The organism is Curtobacterium sp. DN_7.5, assembly GCF_022655355.1.
GTDB lineage: Bacteria > Actinomycetota > Actinomycetes > Actinomycetales > Microbacteriaceae > Curtobacterium > Curtobacterium luteum.
In genome coordinates, this window is record NZ_CP093378.1 from 2,146,530 (window position 1) to 2,163,750 (window position 17,221).

A 17,221-nucleotide genomic window follows, 5' to 3' on the forward strand; every position below is an offset into this window, starting at 1 on the left:
TCCGGTCGGGCCCACGCTACGATCGACCCGCGGGCCGCACGGGTCCGCCGGCGAGCACCAGGAGCGACACGTGGCGAACGACGAGGCAGAGTTCGGTTCGGAACTGCGGGGGTACCGCCGCGACGAGGTCGACCGTGCCCTCGGGGACCTCCGCCGCGAGCTCATCAAGTCGAACAAGGACCGCGCGGACGCCGCCAAGGAGATCCGTCTGCTGCAGTCGCGCGTCGCCGACCTCCAGGGTGAGCTCGACGAGGCCGGCACCCCGACGTACAGCGGACTCGGGACCCGCCTCGAGTCGACCCTGCGCGTCGCCGAGGAGCAGTCCACCCGCCTGATCAGCCAGGCCGACATCGACGCCCAGCGCCTCCGTGCGTCCAGCCGTGCGGAAGCCGACCGTCTGGTGCGCGAAGCCAAGGAGGAGGCCCGAGAGACCCTCGAGGACGCCCGTGCCCGCGCCACCGACGAACTCCACCGTGCCCGGGCCGAGGCCGCGGACACGGTCGAGCGCGCCCGTGCCGAGGCCGGTCTCCTGCTGCAGGACGCGCGCAACGAGGGCGCCGCGGTCCGCGGTGCGGCCGTCACCGAGGCCGCCGAGGTCCGCTCGGTCGCGATCCGTGAGACCAACGCCCTCCGCGCGCGGGTCGAGCACGAGGTCGCCGAACTCCGCGAGACCGCGCACCGCGAGTCCGCCGACGCCCGGGCCGCCGCGGCCGACCTCGACCGCGAGACGGAACACCGCCGTTCGGTGTTCGAGGCCGACCACGCCCGTCGTGTCGAGGACCTCGACCGCACGGAGACCGAGCGCCGCGCCGCGCTCGAGCGCGAACTCACCGAGGCCCGCGCGGCCTGGCAGCACGAGCGTGACGAGCAGCAGCGCGTGCACGCCCTCGAGCTCGAGACCGGCCGCGCCGACCTCGCAGCCGAGGTCGAGCGCCGCCGTGCCGACCTCGACACCGAGCTCGCCGACCGCCGCCGCGACACCGAGGAGCAGCTCGCCGCCGCGCGCGCCGAGTGGGAGCGTGAACTCGCGACCGCCCGGACGTCCCTCGAGCAGGAGGTCGAGGCCGCCCGCGCCCAGCTCCGCGTCGACGAGGAGCAGACCCGCGCCGAGAACGCGCGGCTCGTGCAGGAGACCGAGGACCGCATCGCCCGCGAGCTCGAGGAGCACCGGACGCGCATCGAACGGGAGCGTGCCGAGGCCGAGGCCGCAGCCGAGCGGGCCTCGCGCGACCACGAGGCCGAGCTCGCCGCCCGACGCGAGCGCGAACACGGCGAGCTCGACACCGAGATCGCCGACCGCCGTGCCGCGGACATCGGCTCCCTCGAAGCCGAGCGCACCGCACTGCGGCAGGAGATCGACACCGCCCGGGCCGCCCTCGTGCGCGAGCGGGACGAAGCCGCCGCGGAGATCGCCCGGATGCGTGACGATGCCCGGACGACGCTCGAGTCCGAGCTCGCCGCGCGTCGCGACGACGCCGAGCAGGAGTACCTGCAGAAGCACCACGAGACCGTGACCGAGACGCAGAAGTACCTCGACGAGGCGAACCTGCAGCTCGCCGAGGCCACCCGGCGGGCGAGCGAGGCCCGGGAGCGAGCGGAGCGCCTGCAGCAGGAGGCCGACGACCTCGAGCGCACCAGCACCGCCGAGGCGCAGGAGCACGCACGCACGATCGTCGCGGATGCACAGGAGCGGGTGCACCGCATGGTCGAGGACGCCGAGTCCCGGACCGCGGGCATCGTCGCGGACGCGGAGGACCGCCTCGCCGCGATCCGCACCGAGCGTGACGCGGTGGCCGGCTACCTCGAGAACCTGCGGGGCGTGCTGACGCACGCCACGGGTCTCCTCGGCGACCCGGGCGCGCTCGCGGCCGTCCGCCAGGCGCCGGACGCCGGAGCGGACGCCGAGGACGACGCCGACGCCGACGAGCCCCAGGACGTCGACGCGCGCTGACATCGAGACGGACGGGAGGCCCGTGGCGGCGTCGCCACGGGCCTCCCGTCCGTACCGGGGTCGCGTCCGCACCGTCGATGCATCTGGGCGACCCGAGCGACCGCCGCGCCCGTCAGGCGGGCCAGTGCGTCGGCAGCGGGGTGCTCCCGGGCACGACGAGTTCCGCGATGCGGTCGAGGACGATGCGCACGTACCGCTCCCCCACCCACAGGTGCTTCGCACCCTCGATCGGCTCGACGCGCACGTTCGGTGCCAGCGCGAACCGCGCTGCGGCGGCGTCGGGGCGCAGGAAGTCGTCGTGCTCCGGGACGAGTGCGACGACCGGGATGCCCGCGCCCGCCCATGCGGCGAGCTCCTCGTCGCTGGTGCGGTGCAGCGGCGGCGACAGCAGGACGACGCCCGCGACGGTGCCGGCGCGGACGTGCTCCAGGGCGTGCTTGAGGATGACCTCGGTGCCGAACGACCACCCGACGAGCCACGGTGTCGGGAGCCCGCGGTCGACGACGTCGGCGACCGCCGCACGGAGGTCGAAGCCCTCGGAGACACCGTCGCCGAAGCTGCCCTCGGACGTCCCGCGGGGGGAACTGACCGACCGGAAGTTGAAGCGCAGCACCGCGATGTCGGCGAGGGCCGGCAGGCGCGCGGCCGCCTTCTTGAGCACGTGCGAGTCCATGAACCCCTGCGCGGTCGGCAGCGGGTGGAGGGTCACGATCGTGCCCCGAGCGGGCCGACCGTCCGGCTCCGCGAGTTCCCCCACGAGCGTGAGGTGGTCGTCGGTCACGAGCTCGACGTCGGTCCGACGAGCGGGCAGCTCGGTGCCCGAGCGGATCTCGACGGGCTCCTGCGGCGTCGGGTCGTCGGTCGGGTGCACGGTCATGCGATGCTCCAGCAGTGGTTGTGCCAGTGGCGCCGGGACGCCAGGTCGGCTTCGTCGCCGAGGACGCCGTCCGCACGCCAGACGACGACGTGCGCGGTGCCCGGCATCACCGTGCCGCCGCAGCCGGGGCAGACGTACTCCTTCTGCGCCGACGCGGCGGAGACGGGCTGCACCGTGTACTCACGGCCGCGCCGGACCTCGGTCCGCTTCCAGCCGCTCATGAGTCGGTCGAGGCCGGACTCCTCGTCGGGTTCGGGCCCGCGACCGTGCGGTCGCCGCGGCCGGTTGCTCCGCGGCACCCCGGCTGCCGATCAGTACCAGTTGTTGGCGACGCTGTGGGCCCAGGCACCGCAGGGGGTGCCGTAGACACCGGAGATGTAGTTGAGACCCCAGGTGATCTGCGTGGCCGGGTTGGTCTGCCAGTCGGCGCCTGCGGAGGCCATCTTGCTGCCGGGGAGCGCCTGCGGGATGCCGTACGCACCACTCGGGTTGTAGGCGTTGACCCGCCAGCCGGACTCCTTGTTCCAGAGCGAGACGAGGCAGTTGTACTGGTCGGTCCCCCATCCGCGGGCGGAGACCATCTGCTGGGCGATCGCCTGCGCGCTGCCCGGGTCGGGCGTGGCCGCGGTGGCGGCGAGGGTGTTCGTGGCCGAGACCTGGGTCGACGCAGCCGCGTCGGTGGTGGTGTCGTCCGTGGCCGTGGCGTCAGCGGTCGCGTCGGCCGTCGGGGCCTTGGTCACCTTCGGCTTCGGCACGGTGACGTCGTAGCCGTCGCGCCCGGCGTCGAAGGCTGCGTAGGTGCCGTGCGGCGTGAACTGCTGGGGCGCGGCTGCCGGAGCCTTGGCGAGCACGGCGGACTGCACCGCTGCCTGCGCGACGTCGGGCTGCATCGGGTTGAAGAGGGACCCGCCCACGAACCCGAAGACCGCGAAGAAGGACAGCGCCGGGATCGTCGCACGCTTGCGCATGAACGAGTTCACGCCGCGCATCGGCGCGTCCTGCGCGGGGGCCGCGACGGCCCGCGCGCGACGCTGCTTGACGATGCGCGGGTCGGCCGGCGTCCGCGGGACGGCGTGCGCGACCGAGGCGTCGGACACCCGGTTCGCCGCGACCGACTTCGGCGCGATCGCCACCGGACCGGTGACCTCGGGGACCGTCTGCGGAGCGGCCGTCGCGAGCGACGTGTCCGCGGTGAGGACCGAGGAGCCCACCGTGCGGGTTCGGTTCAGTGCCGCGCGGCGCTCACCCGAGACCGTGCGGTCGAGGTGCTCGCGAGGATCGCGGTCGGAGCTGGAGTCTGCCGTGTGCCTGCCCATGAGTCCGACCAGGATAACGGAAGCATCACGGAAAGCGAAGCACCGGTCACCCCGCGCGTCGTCAGCGCACGGCGAGCATGACCTCGACGACCGCGTCGAGGAGTGCGTCCACCTGTGCTTCGCGGTAGCCGCCGTGCTTCGGACGGAACACGACGGACCGGACCTCGGTCAGGCTGAGCGGCTTGCCGTCGCGGAAGTAGCCCGCGAGCCGCTCGGCGAAGGCGTCGACGTCCTTCGTGTGGTACCCGGTGCCGAGGAAGCTCGTCCGGGAGAACCGCTGGCCGTCCGGGCGCTCCAGGCGGGCGACGACGTCGGACGCCTTGGTGCGTGCTTCGGCGTACCAGGCCTTCTGGCCGCTCGAGGCGATCTCGCGCTCACGCTCACGTGCGGCGAAGGCGTCCTCGAGGCGTTCGAGCGCGGCGTCGACGTGCGCGGTGGAGTAGCCGCCCTTGCGCATCGAGAACGCGGTCGCCCGGATCTTCGCGGCCTCGAGACCCGGCTCGGTGTCGTTCGCCGTGTAGGCACGACGTGCGTCCTCGAGGAAGCGCTCGACCTCGTCGACGTCGTACCCGAGGGTCTTGCGTGCTGCGTTCGGGAAGGTGGTGGCCACGGCGACATTCTGCCAGGACCGTTCCCTGGTGCGACCTGGACGCGCGGACGGGGGCGCTCAGGCTCGCGCTCGACCGACGGCTGGCGGTCTGCGCTCGCGGCGCAGGACCGCGCTCGCGCCTCAGTGGTTGACGATGAGGTACAGCACGTAGGCGACCGCGGCCGACGGCAGGATGCTGTCGATCCGGTCGAGCAGCCCACCGTGCCCGGGGAGGAACGACGAGATGTCCTTGATCCCGAGGTCGCGCTTGATCATCGACTCGGTGAGGTCCCCCAGCGTCGCGGAGCCCGAGATCAGGACACCCAGGACCACCCCGGTCCACCAGGGCAGTCCGAGGAGCAGCCAGCTCACGATGATCCCGACGACGATGCTCGCGGCGACCGACCCCGCGAAGCCCTCCCACGTCTTCTTCGGGCTGATGCGCGGCGCCATCGGGTGCTTGCCGAGGTTGAGCCCGGTCGCGTAGGCCCCGGTGTCGACCGCGACGACCACGAGGATGAACGCGATCACCCAGAACTGCCCGTCCCGTTGTGCGGAGAGCAGGACGACGCAGGCGCCGAGCAGCGAGATGTACGCCTGCACGAACAACCCGTTCGTCAGGTCACGGACGACGTTCCCCGCAGGCGGCTTCGTCCCGCCCGTCGCGACCTCGACGAGCCGCCAGGCGCTGATCAGCACGATGCCGCCGAGGAGCGTGAAGAGCGCCGCCGCCTGACCGAACAGGAACGCCGCCGGGACGACCGCGATCGCCACGGCGACGCTCGGGATCCGCGGCACGTCGCGCCCGGCGAAGCGCATGGCGCTCGCGAGCTCGTACACGCCGACGCCGAGCAGGAACGCCGCGACCACCATGAACGCGGGCTTCCAGATGAGGAGCGCCCCGAGCATGACGACCGCGAACGCGAGCGCGATGCCGATCGCCGCCGGCAGGTTGCGCCCGGTCCGCGCCGTCAGTGCCTCGTTCCGCGCGTCGAAGTCCGCCCGACGCTGCCGGATCGACGCCTCGAAGTCGGACCTCGCCGCCCGAGCCCGGGCGTCGAAGTCCGACCGCGCGGCCCGTGCCCGGGCGTCGAGGTCGTGTCGGAGTCCGCGCTTGGCGGGTTCCTCGGTCGTGGGGCGCTCAGCGCCCTGGTCGTGACGACGCATCAGACCTCGAGGAGTTCGGCTTCCTTCTTCTTCAGCGCGTCGTCGATCTGGTCGACGTGCTTCTTCGTCACGACGTCGAGCTCCTTGTCGGCGCGGGCGATCTCGTCGTCCGAGATCTCGCCCTTCAGCGCGTCGAGGTCGTCCTTGGCCTTGCGACGGATGTTGCGCACGACGACCTTGTGGTCTTCACCCTTGCCGCGGACGAGCTTCACGAACTCCTTGCGGCGGTCCTGGGTGAGCTCCGGGATCGTCACGCGGACGACCTCGCCGTCGTTCGACGGGCTGGCGCCGAGGTTCGGGAACGTCGCGATCGCGCGCTCGATCTCCTTGAGCGCGGACTTGTCGTACGGCGTCACCACGAGGGTGCGCGCCTCCGGCGTCTGCATACCGGCGAGCTGCGCGAGCGGCGTCGGGGTGCCGTAGTAGTCGACCGGGATCTTCTGGAAGAGCGCGGCGTTGATCCGCCCGGTGCGGACGGTCGAGAAGTCGTCCTTGGCGACCTCCACGGCCTTCGCCATCTTCTCGGTGGCTTCGGTCAGGACATCACTGATCACGGTGGTTCTCCTTCGGTACTGCGTCGAGTCTAGTCAGCGGTCGAGGTCAGTTGCTGACCACCGTGCCGATGCGCTCGCCCCGGATGGCCGCCGCGACGTTGCCCTCGCCCTCCATGCCGAAGACGTGCATCGGCATGCCGTTGTCCATGCAGAGCGAGAACGCGGTGGCGTCGACGACCTTGAGGCCCTTGAGGAGTGCGTCCTGGTAGGTCACGTGGTGCAGCTTCTCGGCCGAGGCGTCCTTCTTCGGGTCGGCGGTGTACACGCCGTCGACGCCGTTCTTCGCGACGAGGACCTCGTGCGCGTCGATCTCCAGCGCCCGCTGCGCCGCGACCGTGTCGGTCGAGAAGTACGGCAGGCCCGCACCCGCGCCGAAGATGACGATCCGGCCCTTCTCGAGGTGCCGCTCGGCGCGCCGCGGGATGTACGGCTCCGCGACCTGGGTCATGCTGATCGCTGACTGCACGCGGGTCGCGGCTCCCGCCTGCTCGAGGAAGTCCTGCAGGGCGAGCGCGTTCATGACGGTGCCGAGCATGCCCATGTAGTCGGCACGCCCGCGGTCCATCCCGCGCTGCGAGAGCTCGGCCCCGCGGAAGAAGTTCCCGCCGCCGACCACGATCGCGACCTCGACGTCCTGTGCGGCGGCCGCGATCTCCTTCGCGATCGTGCTGATGACGTCCGGGTTCACCCCGAGCGACCCGGCGCCGAACGCCTCCCCCGACAGCTTCAGCAGGACGCGGCGCCGTCCGGTCTTCTCGTTCGTCATGTGGTCGCACCCTTCGTCGAATGTCTCGTGGGAATCTACTCGCGCACCCCACGGCGCGCGAAAAACGGGGCCCGGAACCAGGTGTTGGTTCCGAGCCCCGTCACGGGTTCGTTACGCGCCGACCTTGACGCGGGCGAAGCCCTGGATCGTGATGCCGGCGTTCTCGGCGGCCTTCGCGACGGAGATCTTGTTGTCCTTCGCGTAGTCCTGCTCGAGGAGCGCGACCTGCTTGCGGTACGCGTTCAGACGACCCTCGACGATCTTCGGGAGGGCGGCCTCTGGCTTGCCCTCCTCGCGCGTGATCGCCTCGACGGTCGCGCGCTCCTTCTCGATGTCCTCGGCCGGGATCTCGTCACGGGTGAGGAACGTCGGGTTCGCGAACGCGATGTGCTGCGCGATCGAGCGGGCCTCGGCCGCGTTGTCACCCTCGTAGGCGACGACGACGGCGATCTGCGGCGGGAGGTCCTGCGACGTCTTGTGCAGGTAGATCTCGAAGGCCGAGCCCTCGACACGGCGGACCGTGCGGATCTCGATCTTCTCGCCGAGCTGCGCGGCGGCCTCGTTCACGACGTCGAGGACGGTCTTGCCGTCGACCTCGGCGGCGTTCGCCGACGCGACGTCGGTCGCGTCCGCGGCGGCGACGGCCGCGAGGACCTTGTCGCCGAGCGCGACGAAGCGCTCGTTCTTCGCGACGAAGTCGGTCTCGCTGGCGAGCTCGACGACGGTCGCGGCGCCGTTCGCGGCCGAGGCCACGACGATGCCCTCGGAGGTGGCGCGGTCGTCGCGCTTGGCGACGGCCTTGGCACCCTTGATGCGGAGGAGCTCGACGGCCTTGTCGTAGTCGCCGTCGGCCTCGACGAGCGCGTTCTTGGCGTCCATCATGCCGGCGCCGAGGTCGTCACGGAGCTTCTTCACGTCAGCAGCGGTGAAGTTTGCCATTGACTGGAGTCCTTTCTGGACTTGCGTGTGTGGGACGTGGAGAGGGGCGTCGGACCGGTCCGGTCCGACGCCCCCGGATGTCACTCGGCGGAGGTGGCGTCCGCGTTCTTGGAGGCCTCGGCGACGGGCTCGCCGATCTCCTTCTCGGCGACCTGCGCGTCGGCGTCGTTCTCCTCGACCGGCGTCTCGGCGGTCGGGGCCTCGGCGGCGGGCGCCTCGGCAGCGGCCGGCGCGGCCTGCTCGCCACCGAGGAGCTCCTGCTCCCACTCGGCGAGCGGCTCGGCCTCGTCCTCGTCGCCGCCGTTGTGGCGGGTCTTGAGGCCCTCGGCCGCGGCGTCGGCGACGATGCGGGTCAGGAGACCGACGGAGCGGATCGCGTCGTCGTTGCCCGGGATCGGGTACGTGATCTCGTCGGGGTCGCAGTTGGTGTCGAGGATGCCGATGATCGGGATCCCGAGCTTCTGCGCCTCGTCGACCGCGAGGTGCTCCTTCTTGGTGTCGACGATCCAGAGCGCGCTCGGGGTCCGCGTGAGGTTGCGGATGCCGCCGAGGGTCTTGTGGAGCTTGTCCAGCTCGCGCTTCTTGATGAGGAGCTCCTTCTTGGTGAAGCCCTTCGTCGTGTCGTCGAAGTCGATCTCCTCGAGCTCCTTCATGCGCGCGAGGCGCTTGGAGACCGTCTGGAAGTTCGTGAGCAGACCGCCGAGCCAACGCTGGTTGACGTACGGCTGGCCGACGCGGGTCGCCTGCTCGGCGATGGAGCCCTGCGCCTGCTTCTTGGTGCCCACGAAGAGGATCGTGCCGCCGTGCGCGACCGTCTCCTTGACGAAGTCGTAGGCGCGGTCGATGAAGGACAGCGACTGCTGGAGGTCGATGATGTGGATGCCCGAGCGCTCGGCGAGGATGAATCGCTTCACCTTCGGGTTCCACCGACGGGTCTGGTGTCCGAAGTGGACGCCGCTGTCGAGCAGCTGGCGGATGGTGACGACGGCCATGCCGTCCCTCCTTGTTCTCGGCGCGCGGCTGTTCGAGCCGCGTGCACGGTTGCGGTTGTGTCGGTCACGACCGGTGGTCGTGGCCCCTGGTGCCCCACCCCGGACGGCCGCCCGCTCGCGAGAGCGGGACCGGTGGCCGTGGGGTGCGTGTGGACACGCGAAGTCAGCGCGCTCAGCGCGCTGCTGGACACATGCTAACAGACAGGGCCCCTGTCGCCGGTACCGGCACGACGCGCCAGCGGCGTGTCGGCCGTGCCGACAGGGAGAAGCGCGGTGCGGGACGGACCCGCACCGCGCCTCCCGGCCGGTGGTGACGCTGGTGCGTCAGGCCTTGGCGTCCACCGTCTCACCCTCGGCCGTGATGCCCATCTCCTCGAGCGAGCGGCCCTTCGTCTCCGGGATCTTCTTGATGACGAAGAAGAGCGACAGCAGCGCGAACAGGGCGTAGATGCCGTAGGTGACCGTGAGGTTGAACCCGGACAGGACCGGGAACGTGATCGTGACCAGGAAGTTCGCGATCCAGTTCGCGGCCGACCCGACGCCCAGCGCCGTGGCCCGGATGCGGTTCGGGAACATCTCGCCGAGGAGCACCCACATGAGCGGACCCCACGTTGCACCGAACGACACCACGAACAGGTTCGCGAAGATCAGCGCGATGACGCCCCAGGCGCCCGGGAGCTGCGGCTCTCCGTTCACGATGGTCGCCTGCGAGAACGCGATCGCGACCATCGCGAGCGACACGAACATGCCCGAGGACCCGGCGACGAGCAGCGGCTTCCGGCCGAGCTTGTCGACCGTGAAGATCGCGATGAACGTCACCGCGACGTTGACGACCGAGGTGATGGTCGAGATGAGGAACGACTGCTCCTCCTTGAAGCCGACGGCCTGCCACAGCGTCGTCGAGTAGTAGAAGATCACGTTGATGCCGACGAACTGCTGCAGCACGGCGAGGATGATCCCGACCCAGACGATCGGCTGCAGGCCGAAGCGGTTGCCCCGGATGGAACCCTTCTTCTCGTTGGCTTCCTTCTCGATGCCGTCCTGGATCTCCTCGAGGCTGGTGTTGACCGTGTCGCGGGGGACGATCTTCTCCATGACGCCGCGGGCGTCGTCCTTCCGGCCCTTCGCGAGGAGGAAGCGCGGCGACTCCGGCAGCGTGATCGCGAGCACGCCGTAGACGACCGACGGGACCACACCGACGAGGAACATCCAACGCCAGGCCGCGAGACCCAGCACTTGCTCGGACGCGCCACCGGCGGTGACGGCGAACAGCTGGTCGGAGAGCAGGGCGGCGAAGATGCCGAGGGTGATCGCGAGCTGCTGGAACGAGGCGAGACGACCTCGGATGCCCTTCGGCGAGACCTCCGAGATGTACGCCGGCGCGATGACCGACGCGGTCCCGATGCCGAGGCCGCCGATGAGCCGCCAGACCACGAGGTCCCAGGTGGCGAAGGCGAACGCGCTGCCGATCGAGCTCACGAAGAACAGGACGGCGGCCCAGAACATCACCCGGGTGCGACCCCAGCGGTCCGCGAGGCGGCCGGCGAAGTAGGCGCCGAACGCACAGCCGATCAGGGCGGAGGCGACCGCGAAGCCGCTCGCGGCGTCGGACAGGCCGAACTCGCCCTTGATCGCGTCGACGGCTCCGTTGATGACGGAGGAGTCGAATCCGAAGAGGAAGCCGCCGACCGCCGCCGCGATGGCGAACAGGGTGACCTTCCCCTTGAACGCACGGTCCTCGCCGTGCTGGGTGGACGTGTTCGACACGGTGCTCCAGGTTCTTGCCGCCGTGCTGGGTGGCGCACGGTGCCCCGGCGGTCGGCTGGTTCGCCGTCCGAGCGGCGTTGCGTGGTCCGGAGCGGCCCCGACTGTACTCCTCGGGCGGCGTGTGGTCATAACCGGTTCGCGGTCGGGGGGCGCTTCGTCGAAGCGCGCGCGTTTCGACGAAGCGCGCGTTGATCGACTGGTGTTCCGTCGCGCGCGGTGCGCAGGCGGCCGCTCACCCGGCGCGCGTGCGGCGTCGCGCGCGGCGCGCTTGCCGTCGGGCGTGCAGCGTCCCGCGCGGCGCGCTTGCCGTCGGGCGTGCAGCGTCCCGCGCGGCGCGCTTGCCGTCAGGCGTGCGGCGTCCCGCGCGGCGCGCTTGCCGTCGGGCGTGCGGCGTCCCGCGCGGCGCGCTTCCTCGCGGGCGTGTCCACGCGGCACAGTCCGACTGTCGTCCCTGCACAGGCCGGGAGGCTCGGCGCACCCTCCACAGGCGGCGCCGGGTCCGCCGCGTGGTCGGCTCGACACGCCACGATCGGCGGATGGGAGTTCGGTTGCGAGCGCTGGTGGGGCCCATCACGGGCACGGCGCTCGGCGCGGTGGTGGTCGCGGGCGCGGTGTGGAGTACGGGAGCGGTGTCGTCGGGAGTCGGCACCGGGTCGTCGACAGGCGTGCGGTCGGGATCGCCGACGGTCGCGCAGTCGGGGGCGCCGACGGTCGCGCGCTCGGGATCGCCGACGGTCGCGCAATCGGGGGCGCCGACGGTCGCGCGCTCCGGATCGCCGACCGCCACCGGCGCTCCCGACGGGAGCGGCGCCGATGCCGGGTCGGTCCGGGAGGGGAACGCGATGTGGGTGTGGCCGACCGGCTCGAGGGTCGTGACACGTCCGTGGGAGGCGCCGTCGGACGACTACGCCGCCGGACACCGGGGCATCGACGTGCGGGCGCCGGTCGGCGCGATGGCGGTCGCGGTGGCCGCGGGGACCGTGTCGTTCGCGGGCCAGGTCGGCGGCCGGACCGTGGTGTCGATCGACCACGGCCACGGCCTCGTGAGCACGCTGGACTCGGTGCTCCCCTCGGTGTCCGCCGGCGACGACGTCGACCAGGGCAGTCCCGTCGGGACGGTGACGGTCGGCCACTGTCCGGCCGCCGCGCCGTGCGTGCACCTCGGCGCACGTCTCGACGGCAGGTACACCGACCCGACGCCGTTCCTGCCCGCAGCCGAGTGGCCCGTGCTGCTCCCGGAGTCGGCCTGGCCGGGATGATCGGCCGCGGGCGTCAGGCCCGGGGGTGCGCGGTGCGGTAGACCTCGCGGAGCCGCGCCGACGACACGTGCGTGTAGATCTGGGTCGTCCCGAGGCTCGCGTGCCCGAGCATCTCCTGCACCGCGCGGAGGTCCGCTCCCCCGTCGAGCAGGTGCGTCGCCGCGGTGTGCCGGAAGGTGTGCGGCCCCGCTGGTCCCTCGCCCGGGAGGTCCTCCAACAGCCGGGCGACGATCCGGTAGGCGCTCCGCGTCCCGAGCCGGCCGCCGTGGTCCCCGAGGAACAGCGCCCGCTCGGCGTCAGCAGTGGCAGGGGCAGCGGCAGCGGCCCGGCGTGCTGCGAGGACCGGACGCCCGCGGTCGAGCCAGGCCTCGAGGGCGTCCCGCGCCGGCACACCGAACGGAACGACCCGCTCCTTCCCGCCCTTGCCGAGCACCCGCACGGTCAGCCGACTCCGGTCGACGTCCAACACGTTCGTCCCCACGAGCTCGCTCACCCGGATCGCCGCGGCGTACAGGAGCTCGACGACCGCCAGGTCACGCAACGCACCGGGATCGTCCGTCTCCGCCCTGGCCGCGAGCCCGTCGAGCATCGTCCGCACCTGGTCGCCCGTGACCACCCGCGGGAGGTGCGAGGCTCCCTTCGGCGCCCGGAGCCGGACGCCGGGGTCGGTCGGCACGACCCCGCTCTCGCTCGCCCACCGCGTGAAGGCCCGCACCGAGGAGGACCGCCGCGCGATCGTGGAGCGCGCGAGCGATCGCTGATCTGCTTCCCACAGCCAGTCGCGGAGCAGTTCGAGTGAGACGTCGTCGACGCTGGCCGCCCCACGTCCGCGCGCGAACCCGACGAACTGCTCGAGGTCGTTCTCGTAGGCGCGGAGTGTCTGCTCGCTGAGCCCCCGCGCGTGCCGGGCGTACCCGAGGAACGCGTCGACCGCCCGGTCGAGGTCCCTGCCGCTCGCGTCCGCCACGGCCCCAGGCTACGGCTCACCGTGCCGCCGTCCGCGACCACCCGCCGACCCCGTGCTGGGTGAGCCCCTGGATCTGCGCCAACGCGAGCGCGTCCGTCGCGTCCGCGACCGACAGCCCGCTGCGCCGAGCGAGTTCGTCGACGGACAGCGATCGACGTCCGAGTGCGTCGAGCACCCGGAGGACGTCCGGGTCGTCGTGCACGAGCAGCGGCGTCGCCGACGGCAGCGCGACCTCCCCGCCCCGGTGCTCGACCGCGGCTGCCGCGGCCTCGTCCGGGTGCACCATGAGCTGCGCACGGCCCTGCGCCACGAGCCGGTGGCAGCCGACCGACGCGGCCGAGGAGAACGCCCCGGGAACCGCGAACACCGTCCGCCCGAGCTGCCCGGCGTGGTGTGCGGTGTTCAGTGCCCCCGAGCGGGCACCCGCCTCGACCACCACCGTGACGTCGCCGAGCGCGGCGATCAGCCGGTTCCGAGCGAGGAACCGCCAGCGCGAGGGCCGGGTACCCGGCGGGGACTCGGCGATGACCGCACCCCGCTGGGCGACGCCCCGGAGCATCTCGACGTTGCCCGCCGGGTACAGCTGGTCGACGCCGCCCGCGAGCACGGCGACGGTCGTCGCGCCGGCCGCGATCGCCACGCGGTGCGCGGTGGCGTCGATGCCGTAGGCTCCCCCGCTCACGACCACGCACCCGGCGTCCGCCGTCCGCGACGTGATGTCGGCCGCGGCCTCGGAACCCGCGACGGTGTTCGCGCGCGACCCCACGACCGAGACCGCCGGCGGGTCGCCCCAGTCGGCGACGGAGCCGTGCGACGACCGGCTCCACAGCACGAGGGGGGCATGGTGCCCGAGGTCGTCGACCGCCCGCGGCCACGCCGGTCCGTCGGGCAGGAGCAGGCGCGCTCCGACGGCGTCCGCTGCGGCCAGCACGGCCCCGACGTCCGCGTGGGCGAGCCGCGGACGCCACCGCTCGACGGCCTTCGTCAGCGCCCGGCCGTAGCCCGTCGGGTCGTCCGTCCCCGCCACACCCTGTTCGACGCAGAGCGCGAGGAGCCCGCCGATCCCGTCGTCGACGGCGCCGAGGACCCCCTCGAACGCCGCGGCGGGACCGAGCCCCTCGACGAGTCCGCCCGCGATCGCGTCCCCGGGCTCAGCGACGACCGACCAGGCGACACGGGTGCAGGCCACGACCGGGTCCACGTCACGCGAACCGGTCGCCCGGAGCACGGCCTCGAGGAGTCCCGGCTCTCCGTGCGGCGTCACAGCGCGCTCCGCAGCGCGAGGGCGTCCTGGACGTGCTCGGCGGTCGGGCGGTCCGCCTCCGCGAGGTCGGCGAGCGTCCAGGCGAGCCGCATGATCCGGTCCCACCCGCGCATGGTGATCGTGCCGAGGTCGAGCGCTCGGTCGATGGCCTTCGTGGACCCGGGCGCGCCGGTGCCGTCACGACGGAGCCACGTCCCGGCGACGTCGGCGTTGCGGGTCCATCCCGTACCGCGCAGCCGGGTGCTCGCGCGGTCTCGCGCTGCCAGGACCACGGCCCGCGCCTCCGCGGTCGTGGGCGCACGGTCGTCCGCGGCACGCACCGCGGCCGTGGTCACACGTGGGATCTGCACACGGATGTCGATGCGGTCGAGGAGCGGGCCGGAGAGTCGCGCCAGGTACCGCCGGACCGTGCTCGCCGAGCACTCGCACGGTGTGCCGTGCGCGATCCCGGCGTGCCCGCACGGACAGGGGTTGGCGGCGAGCACCACCTGGCACCGTGCGGGGAACTCGACCGCGCCGGCGGAGCGGTGCACGGCGATGCGCCCGGACTCGAGCGGCTGCCGCAGCGCGTCGAGGACCGCTCGGGGGAACTCGGGTGCTTCGTCGAGGAACAGCACGCCGTGCGTCGCCCGCGAGACCGCTCCGGGGCGGATGACGCCGCTGCCGCCACCGATGAGCGCCACGGCCGAGGCCGAGTGGTGCGGAGCTTCCCACGGCGGCCGTCGTGTCCACGACCGCGCACCGTGCCCGGCGACCGACCGGATCGAGGCGACCTCGAGGGCAGCTTCGTCGGTGAGGTCCGGCAGGACGCCCGGCAGCCGCTCGGCGAGCATGGTCTTGCCAGCCCCGGGCGGCCCCAGCATGAGCACGTGGTGACCGCCCGCTGCGGCCGCGAGGACCGCCCGGACGCCGATCGCGTTCCCCACCACTTCGGCCAGCTCCGGCTCCGGCCGATCAGCTGGGTCGAGCGGCCCCACCGCGACCCGGACCGGCTCGACCTCGACCGGCGGGAGCGTCGCACCGGCATCGATCGCGGCCGCCCGCAACGAGTCGACGCCCGCGACCGCGATGCCCTGCACGATCCGGGCCTCGTCGAGGTTGCCCGCGGGGACCACCACACGCTCCGCGCCCGCGTCCCGCGCCGCGAGCAGCATCGGGATGATCCCGACCACGGGACGGGTCCGGCCGTCAAGGCCGAGCTCGCCGACGTAGACGGTGCGTGCCGACGTGCGCGGGGCGGCGCCGGCCCCGGCGAGCACCGCCATCGCGATCGCGAGGTCGAACCCGGACCCGCGCTTCGGGACGGCTGCGGGCGTGAGGTTGACGGTGATGCGGCGGGCTGGCAACGGGCAACCCGCGTTCGCCGCAGCCGATCGCACCCGCTCACGGGCTTCGCCGAGTGAGGTGTCCGGGAGCCCGATGATCCGGAACGCCGGCAGCTGGCTGGTCAGGTGCGCCTCGACCTCGACCAGGCGCCCGGTCACCCCGAGCAGCGCCACGGCCGACGCCCGTCCGATGTCGGTCACAGCGCACCCACCACGAGCTCGACCGCACTGCGCGGACCGTCGACGTGCACGGCGACGGCGTCGATCCGGACCGCTCGAGCGGAGACGTCCGGGTGGTCATCGAACCACGCCGGGACGAGCCGTCGGAGTCGGGTCAGCTTCGTCGCGGTGATCGACTCGAACGGGTGCCCGGTCGCCGCACCCGCGCGGGTCTTCACCTCGACGAAGACGAGCGTGTCCCCGTCCCACGCCACGATGTCGACCTCGCCGCGAGCACACCGCCAGTTCCGTTCGACGATCCGGTATCCCCGTTGCCGGAGCCAGTCCGCCGCGAGGGATTCCCCGTGGACGCCGAGTCGTGCCGTTGTTCCGTGTTCCATGTCCGCCTCCGCGGAACAGGTTCACGCACCACCGGATCGGTCCGATGGACACGATCGAGAACTGTGGAGGACCACTTCAGCCATGGCCGCTGTGCAGGAATGACGAAAGGGACCCGGACGAGGTCGTCCGGGTCCCTTTCGGCAGGGGATCAGTGCGCGGCGGCGTAGGCCTCCTGCACCTGCGTGGAGATGCGCCCGCGGCTCGACACCTCGTAGCCGTTGTCCTTCGCCCATTCGCGGATCTTCGCGAGTTCCTCGGAGTTGCCGCGCTTCGGCGCCGGCTTCGACGCGGTCGCGCCGCCGGACCGACGTCCGCTCACCTTGCGCGCGGCGGCGACGTAGTCGGAGATCGCTTCACGGAACTTGTCGACGTTGTCGTTCGAGAGGTCGATCTCGTACGTCGAACCGTCGAACGCGAACTCGACCGTGCGGCCTTCGCCCGCGGTGATGGGCGAATCGTCGAGGTCGTCGACGAGCTGGACGGTGACCTTCTGTGCCATTGCGACTCCTTGATCGGGGAAAGTCTTTCCCGATCACGGTATCCGAAAGGAATGCACTCCGTCACTTCCGCGCCGGTGATTCCCGGAAATGGTCACTCGTCGAGCGCGAGTTCCTTCGGCAATTCGAGTTCCCGCGTGGTCAGTTCTTCCACGTTCACGTCCTTGAACGTGAGGACTCGAACAGATTTCACGAACCGGTCGGAACGGTAGACGTCCCACACCCAGACATCGGTCATCGACAATTCGAAGTAGAAATCATGCTCGGTGTCCCGGCGGACGAGCTCGACCTCGTTCGCCAGGTAGAAACGTCGCTCGGTCTCGACCACGTAGCGGAACTGCGACACGACGTCGCGGTACTCGCGGTACAGGGCAAGTTCGACCTCGCGGTCGTAGTCGTCGAATTCGTCGTCATCCATCGCGTCCCACAG

18 protein-coding genes are annotated in these 17,221 nt (G+C 72.0%); 2 read left to right on the top strand and 16 right to left on the bottom strand.

Going from position 1 to position 17,221, the window contains the following annotated elements; genetic code table 11:
- Positions 1–70: 70 nt before the first annotated feature.
- The gene (locus MON03_RS09885) at positions 71–1,951 is read left to right on the top strand and encodes a coiled-coil domain-containing protein (RefSeq protein WP_242088225.1); all 1,881 of its coding nucleotides are present in this window, start codon (positions 71–73) and stop codon (positions 1,949–1,951) included.
- Between the two features lie 112 nt (positions 1,952–2,063).
- On the opposite strand, the gene MON03_RS09890 is transcribed toward MON03_RS09885, so the two are convergent.
- From MON03_RS09890 to MON03_RS09935, 10 genes are all read right to left on the bottom strand, one after another.
- The gene (locus MON03_RS09890; protein WP_242088226.1) at positions 2,064–2,828 is read right to left on the bottom strand and encodes an alpha/beta hydrolase; all 765 of its coding nucleotides are present in this window, start codon (positions 2,826–2,828) and stop codon (positions 2,064–2,066) included.
- Positions 2,825–3,127 carry an Rv1322 family protein gene (locus tag MON03_RS09895; RefSeq protein ID WP_242088227.1) on the bottom strand — a complete coding sequence of 101 codons (303 nt, stop codon included), beginning with the start codon at positions 3,125–3,127 and terminating at the stop codon, positions 2,825–2,827. Before MON03_RS09895 ends, MON03_RS09890 begins: the two co-directional genes overlap by 4 nt.
- A gap of 12 nt (positions 3,128–3,139) precedes the next feature.
- A complete protein-coding gene (locus tag MON03_RS09900) occupies positions 3,140–4,144 on the bottom strand; it encodes an aggregation-promoting factor C-terminal-like domain-containing protein (protein ID WP_242088228.1) in 1,005 nt (334 codons plus the stop codon).
- Between the two features lie 61 nt (positions 4,145–4,205).
- On the bottom strand, positions 4,206–4,754 hold the full coding sequence (locus MON03_RS09905; RefSeq protein ID WP_022904073.1) for a DivIVA domain-containing protein: 549 nt from the start codon (positions 4,752–4,754) through the stop codon (positions 4,206–4,208).
- Between the two features lie 120 nt (positions 4,755–4,874).
- A complete protein-coding gene (locus MON03_RS09910) occupies positions 4,875–5,900 on the bottom strand; it encodes a phosphatidate cytidylyltransferase (protein WP_242088229.1) in 1,026 nt (341 codons plus the stop codon).
- Positions 5,900–6,454: a ribosome recycling factor gene (gene frr, locus MON03_RS09915; protein WP_022904072.1), complete on the bottom strand. Its 555-nt coding sequence runs from the start codon at positions 6,452–6,454 to the stop codon at positions 5,900–5,902. Before frr ends, MON03_RS09910 begins: the two co-directional genes overlap by 1 nt.
- Positions 6,455–6,500: 46 nt before the next feature.
- Positions 6,501–7,220, bottom strand: a complete 720-nt coding sequence (gene pyrH, locus MON03_RS09920) for a UMP kinase (protein ID WP_242088230.1) — start codon at positions 7,218–7,220, stop codon at positions 6,501–6,503.
- A gap of 111 nt (positions 7,221–7,331) precedes the next feature.
- Positions 7,332–8,159 (bottom strand): translation elongation factor Ts, encoded by an 828-nt coding sequence (tsf, locus tag MON03_RS09925; protein WP_022904071.1) that lies wholly within the window; start codon positions 8,157–8,159, stop codon positions 7,332–7,334.
- Positions 8,160–8,239: 80 nt separating this feature from the next.
- Entirely contained in the window at positions 8,240–9,151 is a 912-nt protein-coding gene (gene rpsB / locus MON03_RS09930; protein WP_175329042.1) for a 30S ribosomal protein S2, read from the bottom strand.
- A 324-nt stretch (positions 9,152–9,475) separates the two neighbouring features.
- Entirely contained in the window at positions 9,476–10,918 is a 1,443-nt protein-coding gene (locus MON03_RS09935) for a sugar porter family MFS transporter (RefSeq protein WP_242088231.1), read from the bottom strand.
- An 872-nt stretch (positions 10,919–11,790) separates the two neighbouring features.
- Between MON03_RS09935 and MON03_RS09940 the strand changes: the two genes are divergently transcribed.
- A complete protein-coding gene (locus MON03_RS09940; protein ID WP_242088233.1) occupies positions 11,791–12,177 on the top strand; it encodes a M23 family metallopeptidase in 387 nt (128 codons plus the stop codon).
- Positions 12,178–12,190: 13 nt separating this feature from the next.
- Here the strand turns inward: MON03_RS09940 and MON03_RS09945 are convergent, their stop codons facing one another.
- From MON03_RS09945 to MON03_RS09970, 6 genes are all read right to left on the bottom strand, one after another.
- Positions 12,191–13,144 (bottom strand): tyrosine recombinase XerC, encoded by a 954-nt coding sequence (locus tag MON03_RS09945; RefSeq protein WP_242088235.1) that lies wholly within the window; start codon positions 13,142–13,144, stop codon positions 12,191–12,193.
- Positions 13,145–13,160: 16 nt separating this feature from the next.
- Positions 13,161–14,408 carry a DNA-processing protein DprA gene (dprA, locus tag MON03_RS09950; protein WP_242088237.1) on the bottom strand — a complete coding sequence of 416 codons (1,248 nt, stop codon included), beginning with the start codon at positions 14,406–14,408 and terminating at the stop codon, positions 13,161–13,163.
- Positions 14,405–15,934 carry a YifB family Mg chelatase-like AAA ATPase gene (locus MON03_RS09955; RefSeq protein WP_242088238.1) on the bottom strand — a complete coding sequence of 510 codons (1,530 nt, stop codon included), beginning with the start codon at positions 15,932–15,934 and terminating at the stop codon, positions 14,405–14,407. Before MON03_RS09955 ends, dprA begins: the two co-directional genes overlap by 4 nt.
- On the bottom strand, positions 15,931–16,293 hold the full coding sequence (locus tag MON03_RS09960; RefSeq protein ID WP_022902320.1) for a YraN family protein: 363 nt from the start codon (positions 16,291–16,293) through the stop codon (positions 15,931–15,933). The genes MON03_RS09955 and MON03_RS09960 overlap by 4 nt, the downstream gene beginning before the upstream one ends.
- 149 nt (positions 16,294–16,442) lie before the next feature.
- The gene (locus MON03_RS09965; RefSeq protein WP_022902321.1) at positions 16,443–16,793 is read right to left on the bottom strand and encodes a histone-like nucleoid-structuring protein Lsr2; all 351 of its coding nucleotides are present in this window, start codon (positions 16,791–16,793) and stop codon (positions 16,443–16,445) included.
- A 92-nt stretch (positions 16,794–16,885) separates the two neighbouring features.
- Complete coding sequence (locus MON03_RS09970; protein WP_022902322.1) at positions 16,886–17,209, bottom strand: DUF2469 family protein; 324 nt, start codon at positions 17,207–17,209, stop codon at positions 16,886–16,888.
- Positions 17,210–17,221: the final 12 nt, after the last annotated feature.